Below are 23,355 nucleotides of genomic sequence, written 5' to 3' on the forward strand. Positions count from 1 at the left end.
AGGAGAGCGTTTGCGCGCCGGTTTCTCACGCTCCATCGCCGCGCGGCTGTTCTGGTCGGCGGTGTTCGCCTGCGTGGTGGTGCTCACCCTCGCCGGCCTGGCGCTGACCGCGCTCTACCGGCAGACCGCTCAGGTCGCGCTGGACGAGCAGTTGAACATCTATCTGAGCGCGCTGGTCGCCGACCTCGTCAATCCGCGCGAGGACAACGAGCCCGGCCAGCTCGGCGCGCCGCAGTTCCAGCTCGCTCTGTCCGGCTGGTACTGGCAGATCACCAAGATCGGAAGCCTGCCGCCGGAGATTCGCACCTCGCGCTCTTTGTTCGCCGCTTATCTCGCCCCTCTGCCGGATTCGGTTGCGCCGGATTCGACGGGGCGCCGGCGCGGCGAGATCGCCGGGCCGGAAAACAAGCCGCTGCGCATGCTGGAGCGCCGGATCGACGCCGGCGACCAGGGGCGCTACATCGTCCAGGTCGCCGCGACCACGGCGAGCATCGAGCGGCAGGTCAGCCAATTCGACTGGGCGCTGGGCGTCACCTTCTTCACGCTCGCTTTGCTGCTGGTCGCCGCCATGGCGGCGCAGGCGCGCTACGGCCTGCGCCCGCTGCTGGCGCTGCGCGGCGACGTGATGGCGGTGCGGCGCGGGCAGGCCGACCGGATCAGCGGGGAATTCCCCACCGAAATCGCGCCGCTCGCGGCGGAATTGAACCTGCTGATCGCCACCAACCGCGAGATCGTCGAGCGCGCCCGCACCCAGGTCGGCAATCTCGCCCATGCGCTGAAAACCCCGCTGTCGGTGATCGTCAACGAGGCGGAGGCGGAATCGTCGCCGCTGGCGGAGAAAGTGGCCGAGCAGGCGCTGGTGATGCGCCATCAGGTCGGCTTCTACCTCGACCGCGCCCGGGCGGCGGCGCGCGCCGGCGCCATCGGCGTCGCCACGTCGGCCGCGCCGGCGCTCGCGGCCATGGCGCGCGCCTTCGCCAAGATCTATGCGCGAATCGATCTTTGCGTCGAGTGTCCGGAGGATCTGCGTTTTCTCGGGGAGAAGCAGGATTTCGACGACATGCTCGGCAATCTCGTCGACAACGGCTGCAAATGGGCGCGCCGCGAGGTGCGGGTGGTGGTCGAGCCGCCGGAGGACGCCGGCGCGGAGCGGCTGTTCCTGCGCGCCGTCATCGACGACGACGGGCCCGGTCTTGCGTCGGAAGGCCGCGCCGAGGCTTTGCGACGGGGGCGCCGCCTCGATGAAAGCAAGCCCGGCTCGGGTCTTGGCCTGTCCATCGTCAAAGAGCTGGCCGAGGCCTATGGCGGCCGGCTGGAGCTGACGGACTCGCCGCTTGGCGGCTTGCGCGCGGTGCTGCTTTTGCCCGCGGCGGCGTGACGGGCGAACGCCTCCGGCTGGCGCGGGCGCCACATCAGGGATTTTTCAACGCTCTTGCCGCAGAGTTTAACTTTCGCGTTGCGGCGCCGCTGACTATATTGCGGCGCCGAAGCCGCATTCGGTCTTAGGAGGTTTTATCGTGCATCGCCTGGCGCGCGCGGGTTTCGCGCTGATCGCTCTCGTCTCGCTGTCCGCTTGCAATTCGGGCTTGTCCGAAGGGCCGGCGGTCGCCGCCGTTTCCGCCCCCGCGCCCGCCGCCCAGCCTGCGGCGCCGCCCGCGCCGCCGCCCTATGTCGGCCTGGCCGACGGCTCGCTCGGGCAAAAACTCGACGCCGCCAGCCGGTCGGCCGCCAACAAGGCGGAGATCGCCGCGCTCGCGTCGGGCGACCGCAAGACCTGGCGTGGCGAGAACGGCGCCTATGGCTATGTCGCGCCCGGCGCCGCCAACGGCGATTGTCGCGATCTCACCCACACGATCTATGTCAACGGCCGCCCGAATGTCGGCAAGGGCACGGCCTGCAAGGCCGGCGACAGCTGGAAGCTCAACGGCTGAACACTTCTGGCGCCGCCGCGCGAGGCGGCGGCGCCTTCCGATCACCAACCGCTGTAATAGCCGCCGGGGCAGGTGCAGCCGCCGCCATAATAGCCGCCATAGGCGGCGGGGGCGTAGCCGTAGCCTCCCCAGCCCCAATCCGAAGCCGCCGCCGCGGCCCCAAGTCCGATGCCCAGGCCGGCGAGGCCCAGGCCGACGCCCGGTCCCCAACCCCAGCCGCCGCCGCCCCAACGGCCGCCGCGCCAGCCCGCGCCGCGCCAGCCGCCATTCCAACCGGCGCGGTTCCAGCCTCCGCGGTTCCAGCCGCCGCCCGTCGCCCATCCGCCGCCTCGGAAGCCGCCGCCCTGGAAGGCCGCGCCCCGGAACCCGCCGCCGCCGAAGCCGCCGCCGTGGAAACCGCCGCCGTGGAAACCGCCGCCGTGGAAACCGCCCCCGTGGAATCCGCCGCCGCCCCGGAAGGCGAGGGCCGGTTCGCTGGCGACAAACGCGCCGGCTGCGGTGAGCGCTGTCGTGAACGCCAAAACTTTGATCGATGATTTTCCGCGCATGAATGCTCTCCCGAGGTTTGTGCCTCGGCGCCGCAACGCGACGGCGCGCCCTATGGTTCCGAAGCGCGCCGGACGATCATTGCAGTTGCGCGCGAATCCTCTGCAGCTCGGCCTTGCGCTGCTCGCTCACCTGCGGCCAGGACAATTTCAGTTTATCCATGGAGTCGAGGATGATCTGCGAGACGATCAGCCGCGCATTGGGCTTGTCGTCGGCGGGCACGACGAACCAGGGGGCGCTTTTCGTGCTGGTTTCGCTCAAGGCGCGCTCGTAGGCGCGGCGGTAGTCGCTCCAAAAACCGCGCTCGACCAGATCGGCCTGGGAGAATTTCCAGTTTTTCTGCGGCTCGTCGATGCGGGCGAGAAAGCGCTTGCGCTGCTCCTCCTTGGACAGGTGCAGGAAAAACTTCAGCACATGGATGTTGTTGGCGCCCAGATGCCGCTCGAAGCCGCGGATCGAGCGGTAGCGCTCCTCCCAGAAGGCGTCGTCGGCTTGCGAGGGGTCGCGCCCCTCGGTGGCGAGCAGTTCGGGATGCACGCGGACGATGAGCACGTCCTCGTAATGCGAGCGGTTGAAAATGCCGATGCGGCCGCGCTCCGGCAGGGCGCGATAGGCCCGCCACAAGAAATCATGCTCGAGTTCGGCGCCGCCCGGGTGCTTGAAGCTGGTGACCTCGCAGCCTTGCGGGTTGACGCCCGACATGACGTGCCGGATCACCCCGTCCTTGCCGGCGGCGTCCATCGCCTGGAAGATGATGAGCAGGGCGTGGCGGTCGTCGGCGTAGAGCTTTTGCTGCTGGTCGCTCATCCGGGAAATGTGCCGGGCGAGCTGCGCCTGATAATCGTCTTTCGAATCGTAAAAATCGTCGACGCGCGTCGGCCATTTCTTCAGCTCGACGGCATGGTCCGGCTTGACGCGAAAATCGTCGGGGTCGATGTCCTTCATATCCGCCTCATGGAATCAGCACCGCGGCGCCTTCGAAGGCGCCGGCGCGAAGGTCGGCGAGCGCCCGATTGGCCTCGCGCAGCGGGTAACGCGTGATCTGCGTCCGCAAGCCCAATTCGGGGGCGAGTCGTAAAAATTCGACGCCGTCGCGGCGGGTGAGATTGGCCACCGAGACGAGCTGGCGCTCCTCCCACAGCAGGGCGTAGGGAAAGCTTGGAATGTCGCTCATGTGGATGCCGGCGCAGACCACCGCGCCGGCTTTTCGCACCGCTTTGAGCGCCAGAGGGACCAGCGCGCCGACGGGCGCGAAAATAATGGCGGCGTCGAGTTTTTCCGGGGGCGTTTCGCTCGCGCCGCCCGCCCAGACGGCGCCTAAACTTTTGGCAAAATCTTGGGCGCGCGCGTCGCCGTCCCTGGTGAAGGCGAAGACGGCATGGCCCTGTTTCGTTGCGGCTTGCGCCAGAATATGGGCGGCGGCGCCAAATCCATAGAGGCCCAAATTCTGCACACGCCCGGCGCTGCGCAAGGCGATCTTGAAGGCGCGCCAGCCGATCAGCCCGGCGCAGAGCAGCGGCGCCAGTTCCGCCGAATCTCCCTTTTCGCCGAGCGGGAAGGAAAAGCGCGCGTCGGCGAGGCAATGGGTGGCGTAGCCGCCGTCGCGTGTGTGGCCGGTGAATTCGGGGGCGTCGCAGAGGTTTTCATGGCCGGATCGGCACGGGCCGCAGGTCTGGCAGGAATGGCCGAGCCAGGGGACGCCGACGCGTTCGCCGAGCGAAAAGCCGGTGACGCCTGGGCCCAAAAGATCGACGCGGCCGACGATTTCATGGCCGGGGATGATCGGCAGATGCGGATCGGGCAGTTCGCCGTCATGGACGTGCAGGTCGGTGCGACAGACGCCGCAGGCCTCGATTTTCACGCGAATCTGGCCGGGGCCGGGCAGGGGATCGGGGCGCTCCTCCGCCTGCAGCGGTCCGCCGATTTTTTTCAGGACCATTGCGAACATGGTCGATTTCCAAATGCAGACGGCGGGATTTCACTCCCGCCGTCCAAAACTGTCAAACCGGGGCCGGGCTCAGGCGAGGATCCAGCCGAACACGGCGCTCGCGGCGAGGCCGATCACGACCAGGCCCCATTCGAGCCAGCCCCAGTCGCGCACCAGTTCGCGCGAGTCCGCTTGCGGCTGGGCCTGCGCCAGCAGGCGATTGTTGATCGGCACGACGATGAAATAGAAATAGGGCCAGCTCGTCGCCGCGATCAGCGCCCCGACCAGCCAGCGGATGTCCTGGCCCTGGCCGAACGCCGCCAAAGCCGCGACCGCGCCGATGAGGGCGAGGCCGCCGAGCAGGGCGAAGCCGCGCCGGTCGCTCGGCGCCCACTCGCGGATCATGGAGGAATCGTCCAGGGCCAGCCGCGCGGGCTGCTCCACCAAAGCGATGTAGAGGGCGGCGCCGGTGAAGGCGGCGGCGAAAGCGAAAGCGAGCAGTCCGGCGAGCATTTCGGGCTCCAATGGTGCGCCGTTGGCGGCGACATATCCGCGTAGCTCATAGCTCGTTTGCGCAGAAGACGAAAGCCTCGCGCATATCCCGCGCGCTATTAAGGAAAGGTTAGCACTAACACTGGCATGATTGGTGCTTGGAAGAAGTGTCTCATCCGCTGGTCTGACCGGGCTGCGGAACAGCAGTCCGGCCGGCGCGTTCAACGTGACTTCAAGGAGTTGACGATGCCGCTTACCCGTTGCGTCTACTGCGCTCTGCCGACACGCATCCACTTCGCCTGGTGTCAGGAGAGCGGCGCCAAGGGCAATATGCCGCCCGAGGCTCTGCGCCCCGGCGCCATCGTCGTCGAGGCCCGCGAGTTGCGATTCTGCAAGCCGGTGGCGGCGAGCAAGAGCCGTCGCTGAGAGGGTTAAGCAAGCGTCAGCCATCTGGTGCGGCGACAAGGCACAACCTCAGTCTCCGATCCTAATTGCTGATCCAGGCTTCCAACGTGCCTGGCCTCACCTTACCCCCGTAGCCAGGCACAAGCTTGGGGGTAATGTCTCCCGACGTGGATGCCGTTATCGAAGCTGCGGCTCGTATTGCAAGTTTCTCGTCTGCTTGAAAAAAGTATCGGAGTTCAGACGTCTTGGGAGCCTTGTCGCCAACGACTTCGACTTGCGATACTACATTCAAGCCTGGAAGCGCCTTGCGCAAGTCCGCTCCTGCGCGTGAGATCGCGTCGATCTGTTCCTTTTTTTCGACTTGAAAAAACAGTCGTCCAGCGATTCTCGACGTATCCATGTCTGTGCAGACGAAAGCAGAAATATAATTTGGCGTAAAGGCTTCGCCTTCATGCGGTTTTATAGTGACAGCGGCCGTCACTGCCAGCCAAGGCGAATGCACACTTTCCACGAAGATCTTCGATAGAGGATCTTTGGCATCGTAAGTCAACACAATTTTTGTGTTCGCCAGTGGTAGGGCCTGTGCATCGAGCCTCCTGACGATGTTTTCCTTGTCTATTGATCTTGTGCGGATCACAATGCTCTTCAACATTTTGGCAGCAGGACCGATTCTCGCCAGGACCGCGTACGCGGCTGCTAGTTCAGACGCCGTTTGTGCTCGGTTCTGTGCCTGATCGTCTCCTGTACACCAGAAAACGTCGGTCGTGAGCGTCGGCGCGCCGGGAGCGCTCGCGCTTGTATCAATCACCACACGGGCACCGGAACGGTCATCCGATTGAGCGTGTGAACCAGAGTTCGCTAGAGCGAACAGCAGGACTAAGAGCACGAATGTCCGAATCATTTCGTCTCCCCGCAACTCGTGAGGCATCCCTCCGGCGGCGGCGGATTCAGTGAACCGGTCGTGTCGGGGAGTTGTTGAATTTTCGAGTTGATTGTTTTTTCCTTAACCGACCTGATGACTCGAGCGACGAGAGGATCGATGCGTCCTTCCGCTTTGAGGTGCTCCTCGAACGCAAGCGCGAACGGGCTGCCGCCGCTTAATCCGTCACTTGCTAATTCGCCGTAGGCGGTAGAATAGAGAAGTTTAATGCCGAGGGCGGGTCTGGGGTACGCGCGGCTCGCATTGAAATATGCCTCCGCTATCTTGGGGTCGGCTTTGGCCAATTGATCTACGGGAGTCTCTCGGCAGGCGTCGACGACAATAAAAATGCTTCCATCTCCGGCATCTCCAACCTGCGAGATCAAGTCCGAGAACAAGCGCACGCCACCATGGAAGATGCTGCTTCCCGCGTTGACCGTAGCCACCCTGGCCGCTTTTTGCGGATCGAGGAACGAATCCACTCCGAACAAATATGTTTCATTCCGCACCTGCACGCCATGGCCTGCGTAGTATATGAATCCCAGTGCGTGATCATCTGAGAGATAAATGTCCTTAAATTGTGCGATCGCGTCGCTCAATTGAGAGCGAGTCGCGTCACATATTTGAATCATCTCAGATTGCTGCCAATTAGCGCTTTCGAGGACTGCTGCGATCCTCGTGACATCGTTGCACGGATTTGTCAGTTTCTTAAAGGCCTTAAGGCCTTGCGTCGGAACTTCCTGTCTGTAGCCTGAGTTACCGATTAGCAATGCGATCCGGGTCGTAGATTTCGTCTCCTCTCGGACAGCCCGTTCCTGGGATGAAGCGGTATGGCCGAAAAGTAATGTGCAAGCACCGACCATTGCGACATGAGGCAAGAAGCGCATGAATGAAATCCGCGTGATCAATCTGTTTCGGTTGGATCGAACGCTCGCGACTGTTCATCCGTCCACTTGAGTTCCTTATTCAACTGCTGGTCGAGCAGTAGGTCAATTGTTCCTCGTTCCGCCTCTGGATTTTCATCCTCTAGTATTGAGCGGGTCTGCAACTTGATACGTTCGACGGCGTCCAGGTATGTCCAGCGATTTGGGGCCCACATTTGGCCCGCGTTCAGGAGAGCGCGATTGTCGGAACGAATGACGCCGCAGTCATGAGGAACGATCCTGCTTGCCGGGCAAAATTCATCGGTGCAGTTATTAGGTGCGTCCGCTGGGCAATATTCGCCGAAGAAAGCGTTCCGGAAGGCGAAGCCAGCATCGGGCTTGCCCTTGCCTTGCGCGGAAAAATAGCGGAAGCCCACTACGTCACTGGAAAACGCCTTGCTGCGTGTCAAGTCAGGTTTGAGAAACCCGAGAAAAACGACGGCATGGCCAGATTTTTTGCGATTGAGGTTTATGAAATCGCCCGGTTCCAAATCTCGGAAGCGTTTTTCTTCACCTAACCCAAATTTCGCAAGTGTATGCCCCGTTCCTCGCGATCCCGTTCCATCGAACATAAATATGTTTGCCCTGAGAGAGGTAACGTTGCCTCTGGTCCATGCTGTGAGCGGAATTTTTTTGTAAACCGTTTCGTCCTGATGAGTTTGTGCATATATATTAATAGCGTTCACGATAACTTCTGTCACGCCGGCAACGCACATCGTCAAGGCTGGTCTGGTTGCCTTTATGATTCCATCATTGCTGTACTTGATGTTGTGCGTAAATGCGCTGTTTATGTCGTAGCCTCCGCCTCTGTTGTTTTTATAAGAATCCATTACTGATTTCACGATGTAATCGTTGAAAACTTCTGCGCATTGTGATTCGCTCGCGAAAAAAACAAAAGCAAAAGAGGCGGTCGTGATCTGTAGAAAATTCATCTTGATCATTCCCCTGAGGACGTAAAATTATTTCGATCATATTTCATCGAATATGGTTCCTCAAGTTCCGCGGGTGATCAATTTAATTTGAGAGAGGAATTGGGTCTATTGGTAAATACCAGAAATAAAACAAAATTGTCTTTTTGAACGCCAGTGCCGCGTTGCGGGTACGGGTTTCATAAGCGTGCAAATGCTAGGCTCACCCCGCCGTTGCATTGCGCGTAAAATTCGGCCAGTTAGGGCTGCAATCCCACAAATGGTCGAGCCGATGAAACGCGCCCTTTCCGTCACCCGCGAAGACAATTTCCCCGAATGGTACCAGGCCGTGGTCGATCAGGCCGATCTCGCGGAGACCTCGCCGGTGCGCGGCTGCATGATCATCAAGCCCTGGGGGTGGGGCGTGTGGGAGCTGGTGCAGCAGGCTTTGGACAAGCGCATCAAGGACACCGGCCACGAGAATTGCTATTTTCCGCTGTTCATCCCCATGAGCTTCATCGCCCAGGAGGCGAGCCACGTCGAAGGGTTCGCCAAGGAAATGGCGGTGGTCACCCATCATCGCCTGAAGGCGGTCGACGGCAAGCTGGTGGTCGATCCGTCCTCCGAACTGGAGGAGCCGCTGGTGGTGCGCCCGACCTCCGAGACGATTATCGGCGACGCGTTCCGGCGCTGGATCGCCAGCTATCGCGACCTGCCGGTGCTGGTGAACCAATGGGCCAATGTCGTGCGCTGGGAAATGCGCACCCGCCTGTTCCTGCGCACCGCCGAATTCCTGTGGCAGGAGGGCCATACCGCCCACGCCAGCCGCGACGACGCGATGGAAGAGACGCTGAAAATGCTCGATATCTATCGCGAACTGGCCGAAGAGATTTTGGCCATGCCGGTGGTGGTCGGCGAAAAGCCGGAGAACGAGCGGTTCCCGGGCGCCGACGCCACCTATTCCATCGAAGCCATGATGCAGGACGGCAAGGCGCTGCAGGCGGGCACGTCGCATTATCTCGGCCAGAACTTTGCGAAAGCCCAGAACATTCGCTTCCAGTCCGCGACCGGCGAACTCGAATTTGCGCACACCACCTCCTGGGGCGTGTCGACGCGGCTGATCGGCGGCGTCATCATGACCCATGGCGATGACGACGGCCTGCGCCTGCCGCCGCGCATCGCGCCCAAGCAGATCGTGATTGTCCCGATGTTGCGGGAAAAACCCGAGGACGCCGATCTGCTCGCCTATTGCGAAAAGCTGAAGGGCGAGTTGGACCAGCTTTCTGCGTTTGGCCTGCCGCTGCGCGCGCATCTCGACAAAAAACCGACCCGGTCCGCGAACAAGCGTTGGGACTGGCTGCGCCGCGGCGCGCCCATCCTGCTCGAAATCGGCCCGCGCGATATGGCCGGCGACAATGTCACCCTGATTCGCCGCGACCGTCTGCGCGACGGCGACAAGGTGATATCCACAGGTTTCGCGCGCGAAAAATTTCTGGCGGAGGCGTCGGGCCTGCTGGCGGAAATCCAGCAAAACCTGTTCGCCGAGGCCAAGGCGCGGCTCGAGGGCAATATCCGCGCCGACCTGAAAACGTTCGACGAGATCGCCGCCTTTTTCGGCGCGGCCGGCGAAGATGACGAGAAATCAGGCTTCAAGGGTTGGGTGCGCGCCCCCTGGGCGCGGCCGACCGGCGCCGAACTCGAGGCGGTGGAGGCGCGTCTCAAGGCGCTCAAACTCACGCTTCGCAATGTTCCGGTCGGTCAGGGCGCGCCCTCCGGCCCCTGCGTGTTCACGGGCAAGCCGGCGCTTGAAGAAATCATCATCGCCCGCGCTTATTGAGGGCGATGTTTACAAATTTGCCATGGCGGCCTAGGGGTTTGTCATAAAACGGTCGTAAATCGTTAACTTGCGCGGGGACGCCATGCTGGGCTGGATGAGGGCGCTGATGCCCAAGGAGGATCGATTCTTCGATCTGTTCGAGGCCCATTCGCGAATCGGCGTCGAGGCGGCCGAATGTTTTCGCCGCCTGCTCGACGGCGGAGATGGCGTGCCCGCTTTGTGCGAGCAGGTGACGCGATTTGAACATGACGCCGATGACGTCTCGCGCGACGTGCTGCTCGCGCTGCGGCGCAGTTTCATCACCCCGTTCGACCGCGGCGACATTCACGGCCTGATCAACGATCTCGACGACGCCGTCGACCAGATGCGCCAGACCACCAAAGCGATTTCGCTGTTCGACGTCAAAACTTTTACGCCCGACATGGTGCGGATCGGCGACCTGATCGTCGACGCCGCCAAGATCGTGCGCGAGACCCTGCCGCTGCTGCGCTCGATGAACGCCAATGCCGCGCGGATCAACGCCGCCGCCGAAAGCATTGTGAAGATCGAGGAGGAGTCGGACCTGCTTTATCTCAACGGCCTCAAAGTGCTTTACCAGGCCAACAAGGATGGCCGCGCCATGGATTATATCGTCGGCTCGGAAATCTACTCGCATCTCGAGAAATGCGTCGATTGTTTCGAGGCCGTCGCGCACCGGATGAGCGGCATTCTGCTCGAACATTTGTGAGCCCGCCATGGAAGGCGTCTCTTTCGCCCTGATCGCGCTGATCGGCGTCGCCCTGCTGTTCGATTTCCTCAACGGCCTGCACGACGCCGCCAATTCCATCTCCACCATCGTGTCGACGCGGGTGTTGCGGCCGCAATATGCGGTGGCCTGGGCGGCCTTCTTCAATTTCATCGCCTTCTTCTTCTTCGGCCTGCATGTCGCCAGCACGGTGGGCAGCGGCATCGTCGACCAGCATATTGTCGATGACCGCCTGATCTTCGCCGCTCTGTCCGGCGCGATCATCTGGAACATCGTCACCTGGCTCGTCGGCATTCCCTCCTCGTCCTCGCATGCGCTGATCGGCGGGCTGGTCGGCGCCGGCGTCGCCAAGGCGGGGACGGACTCCATCGTCTGGGCGGGCTTGAGCAAGACCGTGGCGGCAATCGTGATTTCGCCGATGACCGGCTTCTTCCTCGCCGCCTTCCTGGTGCTGCTGGTGACCTGGATTTGCGCGCGGCGCTCGCCTTTCGCCGTCGACAAGACGTTTCGCGGGCTGCAATTCGTCTCGGCCTCGCTCAATTCGCTCGGCCATGGCGGCAATGACGCGCAAAAAACCATGGGCGTCATTTCCGTGCTGCTGTTCGCCCATGGCATGAGCGGCCCCACTTTCACGGTGCCGTTCTGGGTCGTGCTGTGCTGCCAGGCGGCCATGGCGCTCGGAACTTTGTTCGGCGGCTGGCGAATCGTCCACACCATGGGGTCGAAAATCACCCGAATCACCCCGGTGCACGGGTTCTGCGCCGAAACCGGCGCGGCGCTCACCCTGTTCACCGCCACTTCGCTCGGCGTGCCCGTCTCGACCACGCATACGATCGCCGGCGCCATTGTCGGCATCGGCGCGGTGCGGCGCACCTCCGCCGTGCGCTGGAGCGTGGCGCAGAACATTGTGGTCGCCTGGGTGTTGACCCTTCCAGCGGCAGGGACGACGGCGGCGCTCGTCTATTGGCTCGCGGGGGTGTTCGGATGACGACCACGAAGCCGGGCAAGCCAAACAAGGCGAAGAAAAAGTCCGGCGCGGTCGTGGATGGGGCGCCGGCCCGGCAGGTGGCGGCGCTGCCCTGGCGGTTGACGGAGCGGCTGGAGGTCATGCTGGTGTCGTCGCGGGAGACGCGGCGCTGGATCATCCCCAAGGGGTGGTTGATGGCGGGCCGCGGCGCTTCGACCGCCGCCGCCATCGAGGCTTTGGAGGAGGCGGGCCTGCTCGGCGCCATCGACGAGGTCCCCTTCGGCCAGTTCACCTATGTGAAAAAAATGTCTCGCGGCGAATCGAGGCCTTGCGAGGTCGACGTGTTTCCGCTGCGGGTCACCCGCCAGCGCGCGGACTGGCCGGAGAAGGACCAGCGCGAAACCCGCTGGTTCCCGGCGGAAGAGGCGGGAACCATCGTTTCCGATCCCGAACTCGGCGCTTTGATCGCGCGATTCGCCGCGGCGCGGCGGGGCGATGGACAAGCGTGAGCGCGCCCGTTGAGGTAAGACAAGCTTAACCACAACGGTCAATTGCTTCGGGTTCCGGTAAGGTTCGGGTAACCATTGCCCCATTAACTGCGCCTCGACAGGCGTGACCTTGCGTTGCGCAGAAATGAATGCAGGCGCTGGTTCGTTTCTATTCCTGGACAGGTGGCAGCGTCGAACTGGAGTGGATTCGCGTCGCGGCGTGGAATCCACAAGCAAGATGAAGTAGAGACCACAATCTTGTGGCTGCATTGCCTAACTTGGCCTTTCGGTCGCCGCAATTCAGCCGCATTCAACACGGGCGAGGCCCGAACTTGTTGCCGAACGGCCACAAGCCCCCATCGAATACCCAAAATCGTAACTTTTTCAGTTGCGGCCACGGGAAACCGGGGACATGTTGCCGCCGCGTTTCGCAAAAACAAAACAAAGAGGCATCTATGCGTAATGTTCTGCTTTCCACCGTCGCCCTGATGGCGCTGACCGGCTCGGCCCTCGCCGCCGACCTGCCGTCGCGCAAGGCGGCTCCGGTCTATGCTGCGCCGGTTCCGGCCTTCTCCTGGACCGGCTTCTACGTCGGTATCGAAGGCGGCGCGGACTTCCTGTCGACCAATGCTTCGGGCTTCGGCACGAACAACCAGAGCGCCGGCCTGATCGGCGGCTTGGTCGGCTACAACTATGAGTTCCCGAACCGCTTCGTGCTCGGCCTCGAAGGCGACGGCGGCGGCGTGCTCGGCGCCAAGAAGACCTACGCCAACCCGATCTTCACCACGGATTCCTCCTACTTCGCCGACATCCGTGGCCGCGTCGGCTACGCGATCGCTGACCGCGCGCTGCTCTTCGCCGCCGGCGGCGTCGCTTTCGGCGACACCACCTTCAACAACGTCTCGCAGGGCCGCGTCGGCTACACCGTTGGCGGCGGCGTCGACTACGCCTTCACCAACAACCTGATCGGCCGCGTCGAATACCGCTACACCGATCTCGGCCGTCAGAGCATCAACAACGTCAGCATCCGCCAGGACTCCAACGCTGTGCTCGTCGGCCTGATCTACAAGTTCGGCGCTCCGGACCTGGGCCCGGTCGTCGCCAAGTACTGAGCTTTTTCACACTGAAATGCGTCGCGCCGGTTGAATCCGGCGCGGCAGCGAAACGCACATCGCGCATCCTGGGGAACACCCGGATGCGCTTTTTTTCGCGGTTTTCGGTTTCCTCTTTTCCGGCGCATGCTCTAAACCCCCGGCATGACCGAACCCGAAACCAAGCGCATTTCCTTCGTCTCCTTGGGCTGCCCGAAAGCCCTGGTCGATTCCGAGCGCATCCTCACGCGGCTGCGCGCCGAAGGCTATGCGATCTCTAGAAATCATCACGGGGCCGACGCCGTGATCGTCAACACCTGCGGCTTCCTCGACAGCGCCAAGGCTGAATCGCTCGCCGCCATCGGCGAGGCCCTGCGGGAAAATGGCCAGGTGATCGTCACCGGCTGCATGGGCGCCGATCCCGGCCCGATCCTCGAAGCCTATCCCAATATTTCCGCGATCACGGGTCCGCAGGATTATGAGAGCGTCATGGTGGCGGTGCATAAGGTCGCGCCGCCCGTTGCGAATCCCTTCGTCGATCTGCTGCCGGAGCAGGGGGTCAAGCTGACGCCGCGGCATTATGCATATCTCAAGATTTCCGAGGGTTGCGCGAACTCCTGCACCTTCTGCATCATCCCGAAATTGCGCGGCGATCTGGTTTCGCGCCCGGCCGCCGAAGTGTTGCGCGAAGCCGAAAAGCTGGTGAAGGCCGGGGTGAAGGAACTGCTGGTGGTCTCGCAGGACACCTCCGCTTACGGGCAGGATCTGCGCTACGCCTCGAGCGTGTTTCATGACCGGGAGGTCCGCGCGCGCTTCTTCGATCTCGCCCGCGAACTCGGCGATCTCGGGGCCTGGACGCGGCTGCACTATGTCTATCCCTATCCCCATGTGGACGAGGTGATTCCGCTCATGGCGGAGGGCAAGGTGCTGCCTTATCTGGATATTCCCTTCCAGCACGCCGCGCCCAATGTGTTGCGCGCGATGAAGCGGCCCGGCAATGTCGAGAAGACGTTGGATCGCATCAAGGCCTGGCGGGAGGTCTGCCCGGATCTTGCGTTGCGCTCGACCTTCATCGTCGGCTTCCCCGGCGAGACCGACGCCGATTTCGAACTGCTGCTCGACTGGCTCGACGAAGCCAGGCTCGACCGCGTCGGCGCCTTCAAATATGAGGCCGTCGCCGGCGCCCCCGCCAATGATTTGGGACTGCCCGTCGTTCCTGAGGAGGTCAAGCAGGCGCGCTGGAAGCGCTTTATGGAGCGCCAGCAAAAGATTTCCGCGCGGCGGCAGTTGGCCAAGGTCGGAAAGCGCCTGCCGGTGATTGTGGACCGGGTTTTTGCCGGGGGCGGGGAGGGGCGCACCAAGGCCGATGCGCCCGAAATCGACGGAAAGGTGTTCTTGTCGTCGCGGCGGCCTTTGCGCGTCGGCGATATCGTCACCGCGAAGATTGAGCGCGCCGAAGCTTACGATTTGCACGCGGCGGTGGTCTGAACCCCGCAGAGGCGGGAGAGGCGAAGCTCAGCGTTTCTCCCGCCGGTGCAAAAACGCCAGCCGCTCGAACATATGCACATCCTGCTCGTTCTTGAGCAGCGCGCCGTGCAGCGGCGGAATCAGCTTGGATTGGTCGGATTCGCGCAGCTGCTCCGGCGAAATATCCTCGGAAAGCAGCAGCTTCAGCCAGTCCAGCAGTTCGGAGGTCGACGGCTTCTTCTTCAGCCCGGGAACCTCGCGCATCTGGAAGAACAGCCGCAGCGCTTCTTCCACCAAAGCCTTCTTCAGATCCGGGAAATGCGCGGCGACGATGGCCTCCATCGTCTCGCGGTCGGGAAATTTGATGTAGTGGAAGAAGCAGCGACGCAGAAAAGCGTCGGGAAGCTCCTTCTCATTGTTCGAGGTGATGATCACCAGCGGCCGCTGTTTCGCCCGCACGGTCGCGCCGGTCTCGTAGACATGGAACTCCATGCGGTCGAGTTCGAGCAGCAGATCGTTGGGGAATTCGATATCGGCCTTGTCGATCTCGTCGATCAGCAGGACGGTCCGCTGCTCGGCGTCAAAAGCCTCCCAGAGCTTGCCGCGCTTGATATAGGCGCCGATGTCGGCGACGCGGGGGTCGCCCAGTTGCGAGTCGCGCAGGCGCGACACGGCGTCATATTCGTAAAGCCCCTGCTGCGCCTTGGTGGTCGACTTGATGTGCCAGGTCAGGAGAGGCGCCTTCAGCGCCGCCGCGACTTCCTCCGCCAGCACCGTCTTGCCCGTGCCCGGCTCGCCCTTGACCAACAGCGGCCGCTCCAGCGCGAGCGCGGCGTTGACCGCGACCTGGAGGTCGCGGGTGGCGATATAGCTGTCCGATCCAGTGAAGCGCATGGGGAGTTCCGCGGTGACGTCCCCGCGATTGTGGCGCCGCAGCATGCGGACGGCAAGCGCCGGAAGCGACGAATCCGAGGCCCCTCGCCTACGGTTAAACGTAAGCAAAGTCTTAAAAATTCTCCTCCCAAAGGAGGAGGGGGGCGGAACAAAGTGGCAAAAGCCCGGCGGGGGGCGGAAATTTCTGTGACATTTCTACAACGGGCGGTCTCCGAATAGCATGTTTTGCCCCGTTTGCGCCTGGTTTGGAGTGGTTCCGTCTTCTTCGGGCAGGGGCGGTAGATTATTGTATGGCTCTCGGAAGCTCCCGGTCGCGCCACATGGCTAACCCGCGCTGCGACCGGGTGAAGAAATTCAAATCCGTCACTGAAGCCCTCGGGAGGGGTATTCAAATGAAACTCACCGCCAAATTCGCCGGAGCTCTGCTCGGCGCAATGACCTTCTCGGGCGCCGCGCTCGCCAGCATCGCCGGCCCGACCACGCCTCCGGGCGAGCGCGCCGGTCTCGACCTCGCCTCGCCGCTGCCGGAAGGCGTCTATTTCGTCAACATCGCTTCGGTCGGCTCCTGGCGTTCGGTGAAGGCCGGCAGCAACGGCTTCGACTATAACGTGCCGATCGTCGCCTGGTCGACCCCCTGGACCATCGCGGGCGGCCGCATCCAGCTCCTCGGCGCCATGCCGGAAGTCACCGCCAACTCGCCCACCGGCGGCCTCGGCGGCTTCTCCATCCGCGGCCTGTACAACCCCTTCGTCGCGGGTCAGATCGCCTGGAACATCGGCAACGGCTTCTCCGTGTCCTATCTCGCCGGCGCCTATATCGGCATCACCGGCACCGACCTGTTCTCCGGCGGCTACAAGCTCGCTGCGAACCCGTTCAACCAGACCACCTTCCACCAGATGCTGTCTCTGGCCTGGCACGGCGATGGCTGGAACGCGACCGCCAACTTGATCTACAACCTCGTCGGCAACAGCAGCTCGGTCAACGCCGGCGCGCCGGTTCTGCCGGTTCCGACCCACAACGCCTCCTTCTTCAACTATGACCTCGGTCTGACCAAGACCATCGGCAAGTGGGAAGTCGGCATCATCGCTTACGGTTCGGTCGCCAACACCGGCACGTACAATGACCCGAACTACGGCATCAACACCCCGATCGCCTGCTCCGGCTGCTCGCAGTTCGCGCTCGGCGGCTTGGTCGGCTACAACTTCGGCCCGGTGATCACCCAGGCGACCGTCGCGACCGACCTGTACGTCCACGACAACACCGCCGGCACCGTGCCGGGCTACGGCTGGCCGCAGAAGGAAACCCGTGGCGTTCTGCGCACGATCATCCCGCTGTGGAACCCGGAAGCTCCGAAGGCCGTCGTCGCCAAGTATTGAGATTTGTCTCACGCGGTCGGGCCTCGCGCCTGACCGCCCCGCTCCTGACCGCCGATGGCTTTCCATCGGCGGTTTTTGTTTGTGACGGCGACCGCCCGCGACCTTCGCCGGCGGTTTTGTTTTGCGCTGTTACGGCGCATAATCGCGCCATGCTGATCTCCTTCTTCACGGCGCTGCGCGAGGCGCAGGTTCCGGTGTCGCTGCGGGAATATCTCACCCTCTGCGACGCGCTCGCGCGCGACCTCGCGCAAAAGTCGGTCGAGGATTTTTATTATCTCGCCCGCGCCGCGCTGGTGAAGGACGAGCGCAATCTCGACAAGTTCGACCGCGTGTTCGGGACCGTGTTCAAGGGCCTCGAGCCCGGCGAAGACATTTCCCAAAAAGCCAACATTCCCGAGGACTGGCTGCGAAAGCTCGCGGAAAAATATCTTACCGACGAGGAAAAGAAGCAGATCGAGGCGCTGGGCTGGGACAAGCTCATGGAGACGCTGAAGCAGCGCCTGGAGGAGCAAAAGGGCCGCCACCAGGGCGGCAACAAATGGATCGGCACGGCGGGAACCTCGCCCTTCGGCGCCTATGGCTATCACCCCGAGGGCATTCGTATCGGCCAGGACGGCAACCGCAATTTCCGCGCCGTAAAAGTGTGGGACAAGCGCGATTTTAGGGACCTCGATGGCGACGAGGAGCTGGGTCCGCGCAACATGAAGCTCGCCCTGCGCCGTCTTCGCAAACTGGCGCGCACCGGCGCCGCTGAGGAACTCGACCTCGACGGCACCATTTCCGCCACCGCCCGCCAAGGTTTTCTGGATCTACGCCTGCGCCCCGAGCGCCGCAACGCCGTCAAGGTGCTGCTGCTCCTGGACATTGGCGGCTCCATGGACTGGCACGTCGCCCAGGTCGAACAGCTGTTTGCCGCCGCCCGCTGCGAGTTCAAGCACCTCGAACATTTTTATTTCCACAATTGCCTCTACGAGGGCGTGTGGAAGAGCAACACCCGCCGCCACGCGGAAAAAACCTCGACCTGGGACCTGCTCCATACCTTTCCGCACGATTACAAGCTGATTTTCGTCGGCGACGCCGCGATGAGCCCCTATGAGATCGTGATGGAGGGCGGCTCGGTCGAGCACATGAACGAGGAGCCGGGAAAAGTCTGGCTGGAGCGGGCGCTCGCCTGCTGGCCGCAGGCGGTCTGGCTCAATCCCACGCCCGAGACCCATTGGCCCTATACGCAGTCGATCGGCATGGTCCAGCGCATCATGGAAAACCGCATGTTCCCGCTGACGCTGGAAGGCCTGGAAGCGGCCATGCGCGAACTGACGCGCTGACCCGGACCTGACGAAGCGCCGCGCCAAAGCCCGAGCGACGCGCCAGCGCCAGCGCCAGCGTGCATATTTCCATCGCCGGAAAGAGTCTATTAACCAGCTTTTTCAGCAGCTATACTCAGAATAAATACAAATTGCCTCAAAATCGTCCCATGATTAATTCCTAAAACTCAAATCGATACGCTTGTATTTGAGAAACACATTTTTGACTCTGTCTCGAACACACTCACTAATCTCCGTTCACCATTTATTTTTACACCGCAACAACCTTTACAGCGCTAAATCGCCCCAACCCGGCCGCGCGGCTGGAAAATGGAGTGAGTGTGATGAAAAAGGTCTTGGTCGCCGCCGCCGGTGCGATGGCGTACGCCTCCATGGCTCAGGCCGCCGATTTGCCCTACCGGAAGGAAGCGCCCGCGGCTTATGATTACGCGCCCGCCTTCAGCTGGACCGGTTTTTATGCGGGCGGCACCGCCGGGATCGGTTTCGGCGGCTTCAACGGCGTCGAGCAATATTTCGGCACGAGCCCGATTGGCGGCCTCTACGGCTTCACCGCCGGCTACAATTACCAGTCGGGCAAACTGGTCGTCGGCGCCGAGGCCGATTTCGCCTTTGGCCATGTCGGCGACTCCGCCACGCCGCCCATGGGCGGCTCCTCGACGGGCGTCGCGCGCGATTTCTTCACCGCCCGGGCCCGCGTCGGCTACGCCATTGTCGACCGCGCCCTCATCTACGGCACCGGCGGCTACGCCGGCGCCGACATCCGCGCCATGATCTCGTCGCCCTATTCGAACCCGGTGCTGGGGCTCGACCAGTCCAGCATCGCCAATGGCTGGACCCTGGGCGGCGGCGTCGAATACGCGATCACGCCGCACTTTTCGCTCAAGGGCGAATATCTCTTCGCCTCCATGGGCAACAACACGTACTTCAGCGGCACGCGCGCCAGCATCAACGGCGGTCTCAACCTGAATGTGCTGCGCGCCGGCGTGAACTACCACTTCTAACTGAAGCTTCGGGGCCAGGAACGCGTTGCGCGCAACGCGATCCAGTCCCCACATCCGACAAACCGGCGCGATCCCAGGGATTTGCGCCGGTTTTTTCATCTGCGGGGCGCTATTTCGCAGCCCCGAGGTAATCGTGGACGACCTTGCCGAGCCCAAGCGTGAGGTCGGCGAGAATATGCGTGGCGGAAACCACCTCCAGCACCGGCAGTTCCGCGAGCGGCGCCAGCGCGTGGGAGATCAGAGTCAATTGCCCCGGCCCGGTCCAGGCGCCCTTCAGCTCGATATCGGTCAGATAATATTCGACGATCTCGCAGATGCGCGGCGTTCCGTCGACATGCGGGATGATCTTGAGCAGGAAGTTGGGCGCTTCCAGCGAGGTTTTGACGGCGGCGAGATCGGCCTGTTTGTGCTTGTAGCCCATTGTGCCCACGGCGATGCGCAGCGGACCGAAATAGAGTTCGCCGATCAGCGTGTCGATCTGCGCGTGCAGTTTCGGCTCCGCCAGTTTCTTCGGAAAGCCCCAAAGCTCGCGGCCGCCGGCGATCGGCGGATGGTCGTTGAGGAACATGCAATGGGTGTAATTGCCCTTGCGTCCGTTGAAGGAGACCGGGATCACCTGCCCGCTCTCGGTGTAATCGCCGAAGCCGGTGGAATCCGGCATGCGGATGAACTCGTATTTGACCAGCGGCTCCTCGACCAGCAGCGGCTCGGGCACCAGCGCCCGCAGCTTTTCGAGATCGGTGCGATAGGTGATGACGAGATATTCGCGGTTGAAGAACCGATAGGGGCCAATGGGATAGGCGGGGTTCGTCAACGGCATCGCGAAGGCGCGGGCGAGAACTTCGGCTTCCTTCATGAACGCCTCCCAACTGAAGCAGCAGCATTTGGAGCGCGAATGCGGCTCCGCGTCCAGAGGGTTTTTGCGCAAGGCCCGCCGGACGCGCCTTTTGCGGGCGCGGGACGAGAATTGCGTTATGATCGCCGCTCAAGTCTGTGCCGATTCGAGGAGGCGAACATGACTCGCGCGATGATGTCCGTATTTTTGACCCTTGTCGCGGTGAGCCCGGCTCTTGCCGCCAGCGACCCGATCGAGGGCAAGAAGATCGCCAAGCGCTGGTGCGCGACCTGCCATGTCATTTCGCCGGAGCAGCAGACCCGGGCGAGCGCCGACGTCCCGAGCTTTTGCGACATCGCGCAGCGCAAGAGCGGCGAGCAGCTGAAAACCTTTCTCATCGATCCGCATCCGAAAATGCCGGACATGAGCCTGACGCGCCAGGAGATCGCCGATATCGTCGCCTATATCGAAACGCTCAAGCCTTAAGGCGAGGGATTGCCGCGCAATTGGTGGATGGCGTCGATCTCCCGCAAAATCTCCGGCGGCAGGGCGTGCGGCGCATCGAGAATGATTTTTAGCTGCTCCAGCGTGGTCGCGCCGATAATGTTGGCGGTGACGAAGGGCCGCGAGGTCACAAAGGCGATCGCCAGATGCACGGGGTGCAGCCCAAATCTCTTGGCCAGCGCCAGATAATCCTCGATGGCCGCGTCCACGCCCGGTTTCTGGTAGCGCTGGCCCCGATCGAACAAGGTGCTGCGCGCGCCCGGCGGCCGGGCGCCATGCAGATATTTGCCGGTGAGAAAACCCTGGGCGAGCGGCGAATAGGCCAGCAGCCCCACCTGTTCGCGGAAGGCGAATTCGGCGAGGCCGATTTCGAAGGTGCGGTTGAGCAGATGATAGGCGTTCTGGATGGACGCCGGACGCGGGCCGCCCTGCGCCGCCACGCGCAAGAACTGCGACAGCCCCCAGGGCGTCTCGTTGGACAGGCCAAAATGGCGAATCTTTCCCTGGTCGACCAGGTCCTGCAGGGCGCCGGCGGTTTCCTCGAAGCTGACGCCATCGGGTCCGCCGCGATCCTCATAGGCGTTGGAAAGCCCGTCGAACAGCACCATGGGCCGGTCGGGCCAGTGCAGCTGATAGAGGTCGATATAATCGGTCTGCAACCGCTTCAGCGAGCGCTCGACGGCATAAAAAATGTTCTTGCGGTCAAGCCGGGCCTCTTCGCCGCCGCGAAACCAGGGCATGGCGGTGCGGCCGACGATCTTGCTGGCGAGCACGATTTTTTCCCGCGCGCCCCTTTCGCGCAACCATTCGCCAATGATCGTTTCTGTCGCGCCATGCGTCTCCGCGCGGGGCGGGATGGAATACAATTCGGCTGTATCGAAGAAATTGACGCCATGGGCGACGGCGTAATCCATCTGGGCGAAGGCGTCGGCGCGGTCGGTCTGCTGGCCATAGGTCATCGTGCCCAGGCAGATTTCCGACACGTTGAGGCCGGTGCGGCCGAGCGGGCGGGTGTGCATGATCAAAGTCCGAAGTGAATCACGGCCTGGCGCAGGCAGGCGGTGAACAGGGTGAGATCGCCGAGCGGCAGTTTGGTTTCCGCGCGCAGCACGGATCGGCCTTGGCTCTTGAGCGCGCAATCGAGCATGAGATTGTCGGCATTGCCGAAATTCTCGATCTCGAAGCCGTGGGCGTCGCACAGCCCGCCTTCCGGCGTGTGATGCGCGCCAAAGGCCGCGCTGGCCCGGCCGCAAAAATCGACGGGATCGCCGCTATAGGCGAACACCGGCTTTGCCTGCGCCACAAACACGCCAAGCTCGAAGGCCGTCCCCGCATCGGCGCCGATGCCGCGAAATGGCGACAGGTTGAAGATCGCGGCGTCGGCCTGCTCGATCAAGGCGAGATTGGCGGCATAGATGCGCGCGTCACGGTTTTCCCCTTCGACAATCTCGTTGTCGAGCGGGTAAAGCCCGATGAAGCCGAATTCCGCGCACAGGGCTTTCTTGCGCAAGCCGACCTCGATGGCGTCGGGGAGAAACACTTCGGGACCGGCGAGATAGAGGGCGCGAGGCATGGACCGTCCTTGAATGACCGCGTCAGTCTAACCGATCTCAAGGCCCCGCTCACGCCAAAACCGCCGCAAACAGTCGCTTGCAGCGGGTCCGCATTGCCCGCGCGCGCCGCCGCGCCTAGATTCGCGCGAAAAGGAGATGCACATGGTCAAGGCGATCCGCATTCACGAAACCGGTGGCCCCGAAGTGCTGCGCTATGAAGAGGTGGAGCTGCCGCCGCCGGGCCCCGGCGAAGCGCAGGTGCGCCAGCATGCGGTGGGCGTGAATTTCATCGACGTCTATTTCCGGACCGGCCTTTATCCCGCGCCGACGCCGTTCACGCCGGGCAATGAAGGCGCCGGCGAGATCGTCGCGGTCGGCCCCGGCGTCGAAAATTTTAGAATCGGCGACCGCGTCGCTTATGCCGGCACGATCGGCGCCTATGCGCAGACGCGCAACATCGAAACCAAATTCCTGGCGCCCCTGCCGGCGGAAGTTTCCTATGAGACCGCCGCCGCCATGATGCTCAAGGGGCTGACCGCCGAATATCTGCTGTTCCGCTCCTACAAGGTGCAAAAGGGCGATGTGATTCTCGTCCATGCGGCGGCGGGCGGCGTCGGCCTGATCCTGTGCCAATGGGCGAAAGCTTTGGGCGCCAGGGTCATCGGCACGGTGGGGAGCGAGGACAAGGCGAAGCTCGCCCGCGAAGCCGGCGCCGATGACGTCATCCTCTACCGCCACGAGGATTTTGCCGCGCGAGTGAAGGAAATGACCGGCGGCGCGCTGTGCCACGCGGTTTACGACGGCGTGGGCAAAGACACGTTCCCGGGATCGCTCGACTGCCTGCGTCCCTTCGGAACTTTTGTGAGTTTCGGCAATGCCTCCGGCCCGGTGCCGCCGTTCAACCTCGGCCTGCTCTCGCCAAAGGCCCTGTTTGTGACTCGCCCGTCCCTGTTCGCCTTCATCGCCGAGGAGACGCGGATGCGCGAGATGGCGGCGCGGCTGTTTGAGGTGGTGGCCTCCGGCGCCGTCAAAATCCCGGTCCATTCGGCGCGGCCGCTGTCGGAAGCGGCGGAGGTCCACCGCGCCCTGGAGGGTCGCGCCACCACCGGCGCGACCGTGCTGATCCCTTAGAGCGCGTTCGGCGGCTTCAGATTCAATGGGGGATTCCCAACTGGCTTGAACAATGCGATTCTTTCTTCGTGATTGCGAGGGAGGAATCCC

The 23,355-nt window shown here is 62.8% G+C and carries 25 protein-coding genes; 14 read left to right on the forward strand and 11 right to left on the reverse strand.

Features of this window, described 5'->3' with window-relative positions; translation table 11 throughout:
- Positions 1-10: 10 nt before the first annotated feature.
- Both M2320_RS20535 and M2320_RS20540 read left to right on the forward strand, forming a co-directional pair.
- The gene (locus M2320_RS20535) at positions 11-1,378 is read left to right on the forward strand and encodes an ATP-binding protein (protein WP_264598881.1); all 1,368 of its coding nucleotides are present in this window, start codon (positions 11-13) and stop codon (positions 1,376-1,378) included.
- Positions 1,379-1,517: 139 nt separating this feature from the next.
- Complete coding sequence (locus M2320_RS20540) at positions 1,518-1,931, forward strand: hypothetical protein (protein ID WP_264598882.1); 414 nt, start codon at positions 1,518-1,520, stop codon at positions 1,929-1,931.
- Between the two features lie 41 nt (positions 1,932-1,972).
- Here M2320_RS20540 and M2320_RS20545 read toward each other — a convergent pair whose 3' ends face one another.
- The 4 genes from M2320_RS20545 to M2320_RS20560 all read right to left on the reverse strand — a co-directional run bounded on the left by M2320_RS20545 (position 1,973) and on the right by M2320_RS20560 (position 4,917).
- Entirely contained in the window at positions 1,973-2,479 is a 507-nt protein-coding gene (locus tag M2320_RS20545) for a hypothetical protein (RefSeq protein WP_264598883.1), read from the reverse strand.
- Positions 2,480-2,555: 76 nt separating this feature from the next.
- Entirely contained in the window at positions 2,556-3,422 is an 867-nt protein-coding gene (locus M2320_RS20550) for an ADP-polyphosphate phosphotransferase (protein WP_264598884.1), read from the reverse strand.
- Positions 3,423-3,429: 7 nt separating this feature from the next.
- The gene (locus M2320_RS20555) at positions 3,430-4,425 is read right to left on the reverse strand and encodes a zinc-dependent alcohol dehydrogenase family protein (protein WP_264598885.1); all 996 of its coding nucleotides are present in this window, start codon (positions 4,423-4,425) and stop codon (positions 3,430-3,432) included.
- Between the two features lie 69 nt (positions 4,426-4,494).
- Positions 4,495-4,917: a DUF1772 domain-containing protein gene (locus M2320_RS20560; RefSeq protein ID WP_184427160.1), complete on the reverse strand. Its 423-nt coding sequence runs from the start codon at positions 4,915-4,917 to the stop codon at positions 4,495-4,497.
- A gap of 225 nt (positions 4,918-5,142) precedes the next feature.
- Between M2320_RS20560 and M2320_RS20565 the strand changes: the two genes are divergently transcribed.
- The gene (locus M2320_RS20565) at positions 5,143-5,322 is read left to right on the forward strand and encodes a hypothetical protein (protein WP_264598886.1); all 180 of its coding nucleotides are present in this window, start codon (positions 5,143-5,145) and stop codon (positions 5,320-5,322) included.
- 61 nt (positions 5,323-5,383) lie between these two features.
- Here the strand turns inward: M2320_RS20565 and M2320_RS20570 are convergent, their stop codons facing one another.
- Genes M2320_RS20570 through M2320_RS20580 form a run of 3 tightly spaced genes read right to left on the reverse strand, consistent with a single transcriptional unit; the run spans position 5,384 to position 8,084 of the window.
- Entirely contained in the window at positions 5,384-6,202 is an 819-nt protein-coding gene (locus M2320_RS20570) for a hypothetical protein (RefSeq protein WP_264598887.1), read from the reverse strand.
- Positions 6,199-7,107 (reverse strand): caspase family protein, encoded by a 909-nt coding sequence (locus tag M2320_RS20575; RefSeq protein ID WP_264598888.1) that lies wholly within the window; start codon positions 7,105-7,107, stop codon positions 6,199-6,201. The genes M2320_RS20570 and M2320_RS20575 overlap by 4 nt, the downstream gene beginning before the upstream one ends.
- A 17-nt stretch (positions 7,108-7,124) precedes the next feature.
- Positions 7,125-8,084: a hypothetical protein gene (locus tag M2320_RS20580; RefSeq protein WP_264598889.1), complete on the reverse strand. Its 960-nt coding sequence runs from the start codon at positions 8,082-8,084 to the stop codon at positions 7,125-7,127.
- A 259-nt stretch (positions 8,085-8,343) separates the two neighbouring features.
- Between M2320_RS20580 and proS the strand changes: the two genes are divergently transcribed.
- The 6 genes from proS (at position 8,344) to rimO (ending at position 14,667) form a co-directional block, all read left to right on the forward strand.
- Positions 8,344-9,888, forward strand: coding sequence for a proline--tRNA ligase (proS, locus tag M2320_RS20585; protein ID WP_264598890.1), 1,545 nt, complete (start codon positions 8,344-8,346; stop codon positions 9,886-9,888).
- 82 nt (positions 9,889-9,970) lie between these two features.
- Entirely contained in the window at positions 9,971-10,615 is a 645-nt protein-coding gene (locus M2320_RS20590) for a DUF47 domain-containing protein (protein WP_184427164.1), read from the forward strand.
- Between the two features lie 7 nt (positions 10,616-10,622).
- On the forward strand, positions 10,623-11,621 hold the full coding sequence (locus M2320_RS20595; RefSeq protein WP_264598891.1) for an inorganic phosphate transporter: 999 nt from the start codon (positions 10,623-10,625) through the stop codon (positions 11,619-11,621).
- Positions 11,618-12,109 carry an NUDIX hydrolase gene (locus tag M2320_RS20600; protein WP_264598892.1) on the forward strand — a complete coding sequence of 164 codons (492 nt, stop codon included), beginning with the start codon at positions 11,618-11,620 and terminating at the stop codon, positions 12,107-12,109. Before M2320_RS20595 ends, M2320_RS20600 begins: the two co-directional genes overlap by 4 nt.
- Positions 12,110-12,543: 434 nt before the next feature.
- Positions 12,544-13,200 carry an outer membrane protein gene (locus M2320_RS20605; RefSeq protein ID WP_264598893.1) on the forward strand — a complete coding sequence of 219 codons (657 nt, stop codon included), beginning with the start codon at positions 12,544-12,546 and terminating at the stop codon, positions 13,198-13,200.
- Between the two features lie 144 nt (positions 13,201-13,344).
- Positions 13,345-14,667, forward strand: a complete 1,323-nt coding sequence (gene rimO, locus M2320_RS20610) for a 30S ribosomal protein S12 methylthiotransferase RimO (RefSeq protein WP_264598894.1) — start codon at positions 13,345-13,347, stop codon at positions 14,665-14,667.
- Positions 14,668-14,694: 27 nt separating this feature from the next.
- On the opposite strand, the gene M2320_RS20615 is transcribed toward rimO, so the two are convergent.
- Entirely contained in the window at positions 14,695-15,540 is an 846-nt protein-coding gene (locus tag M2320_RS20615) for an AAA family ATPase (protein WP_184427178.1), read from the reverse strand.
- 392 nt (positions 15,541-15,932) lie between these two features.
- Between M2320_RS20615 and M2320_RS20620 the strand changes: the two genes are divergently transcribed.
- The 3 genes from M2320_RS20620 to M2320_RS20630 all read left to right on the forward strand — a co-directional run bounded on the left by M2320_RS20620 (position 15,933) and on the right by M2320_RS20630 (position 19,242).
- Positions 15,933-16,916, forward strand: coding sequence for a transporter (locus M2320_RS20620; RefSeq protein ID WP_264598895.1), 984 nt, complete (start codon positions 15,933-15,935; stop codon positions 16,914-16,916).
- Between the two features lie 149 nt (positions 16,917-17,065).
- On the forward strand, positions 17,066-18,241 hold the full coding sequence (locus M2320_RS20625) for a vWA domain-containing protein (protein WP_264598896.1): 1,176 nt from the start codon (positions 17,066-17,068) through the stop codon (positions 18,239-18,241).
- A 323-nt stretch (positions 18,242-18,564) separates the two neighbouring features.
- Entirely contained in the window at positions 18,565-19,242 is a 678-nt protein-coding gene (locus tag M2320_RS20630; RefSeq protein ID WP_264598897.1) for an outer membrane protein, read from the forward strand.
- Positions 19,243-19,351: 109 nt separating this feature from the next.
- Here the strand turns inward: M2320_RS20630 and M2320_RS20635 are convergent, their stop codons facing one another.
- Positions 19,352-20,098, reverse strand: coding sequence for an acetoacetate decarboxylase (locus tag M2320_RS20635; RefSeq protein WP_264598898.1), 747 nt, complete (start codon positions 20,096-20,098; stop codon positions 19,352-19,354).
- 159 nt (positions 20,099-20,257) lie between these two features.
- Here M2320_RS20635 and M2320_RS20640 point away from each other — a divergent pair, with 159 nt between their 5' ends.
- Positions 20,258-20,563, forward strand: coding sequence for a c-type cytochrome (locus M2320_RS20640; protein WP_264598899.1), 306 nt, complete (start codon positions 20,258-20,260; stop codon positions 20,561-20,563).
- On the opposite strand, the gene M2320_RS20645 is transcribed toward M2320_RS20640, so the two are convergent.
- Together M2320_RS20645 and M2320_RS20650 are read right to left on the reverse strand one after the other, a co-directional pair.
- Positions 20,560-21,600, reverse strand: a complete 1,041-nt coding sequence (locus M2320_RS20645; protein ID WP_264598900.1) for an aldo/keto reductase — start codon at positions 21,598-21,600, stop codon at positions 20,560-20,562. The genes M2320_RS20640 and M2320_RS20645 overlap by 4 nt on opposite strands.
- A gap of 2 nt (positions 21,601-21,602) precedes the next feature.
- Complete coding sequence (locus tag M2320_RS20650) at positions 21,603-22,154, reverse strand: nucleoside 2-deoxyribosyltransferase (protein ID WP_264598901.1); 552 nt, start codon at positions 22,152-22,154, stop codon at positions 21,603-21,605.
- A 142-nt stretch (positions 22,155-22,296) separates the two neighbouring features.
- Here M2320_RS20650 and M2320_RS20655 point away from each other — a divergent pair, with 142 nt between their 5' ends.
- Positions 22,297-23,265, forward strand: coding sequence for a quinone oxidoreductase family protein (locus M2320_RS20655; protein WP_264598902.1), 969 nt, complete (start codon positions 22,297-22,299; stop codon positions 23,263-23,265).
- Positions 23,266-23,355 lie beyond the last annotated feature (90 nt).

Source organism: Rhodoblastus acidophilus (genome assembly GCF_025961575.1).
GTDB lineage: Bacteria > Pseudomonadota > Alphaproteobacteria > Rhizobiales > Beijerinckiaceae > Rhodoblastus > Rhodoblastus acidophilus_C.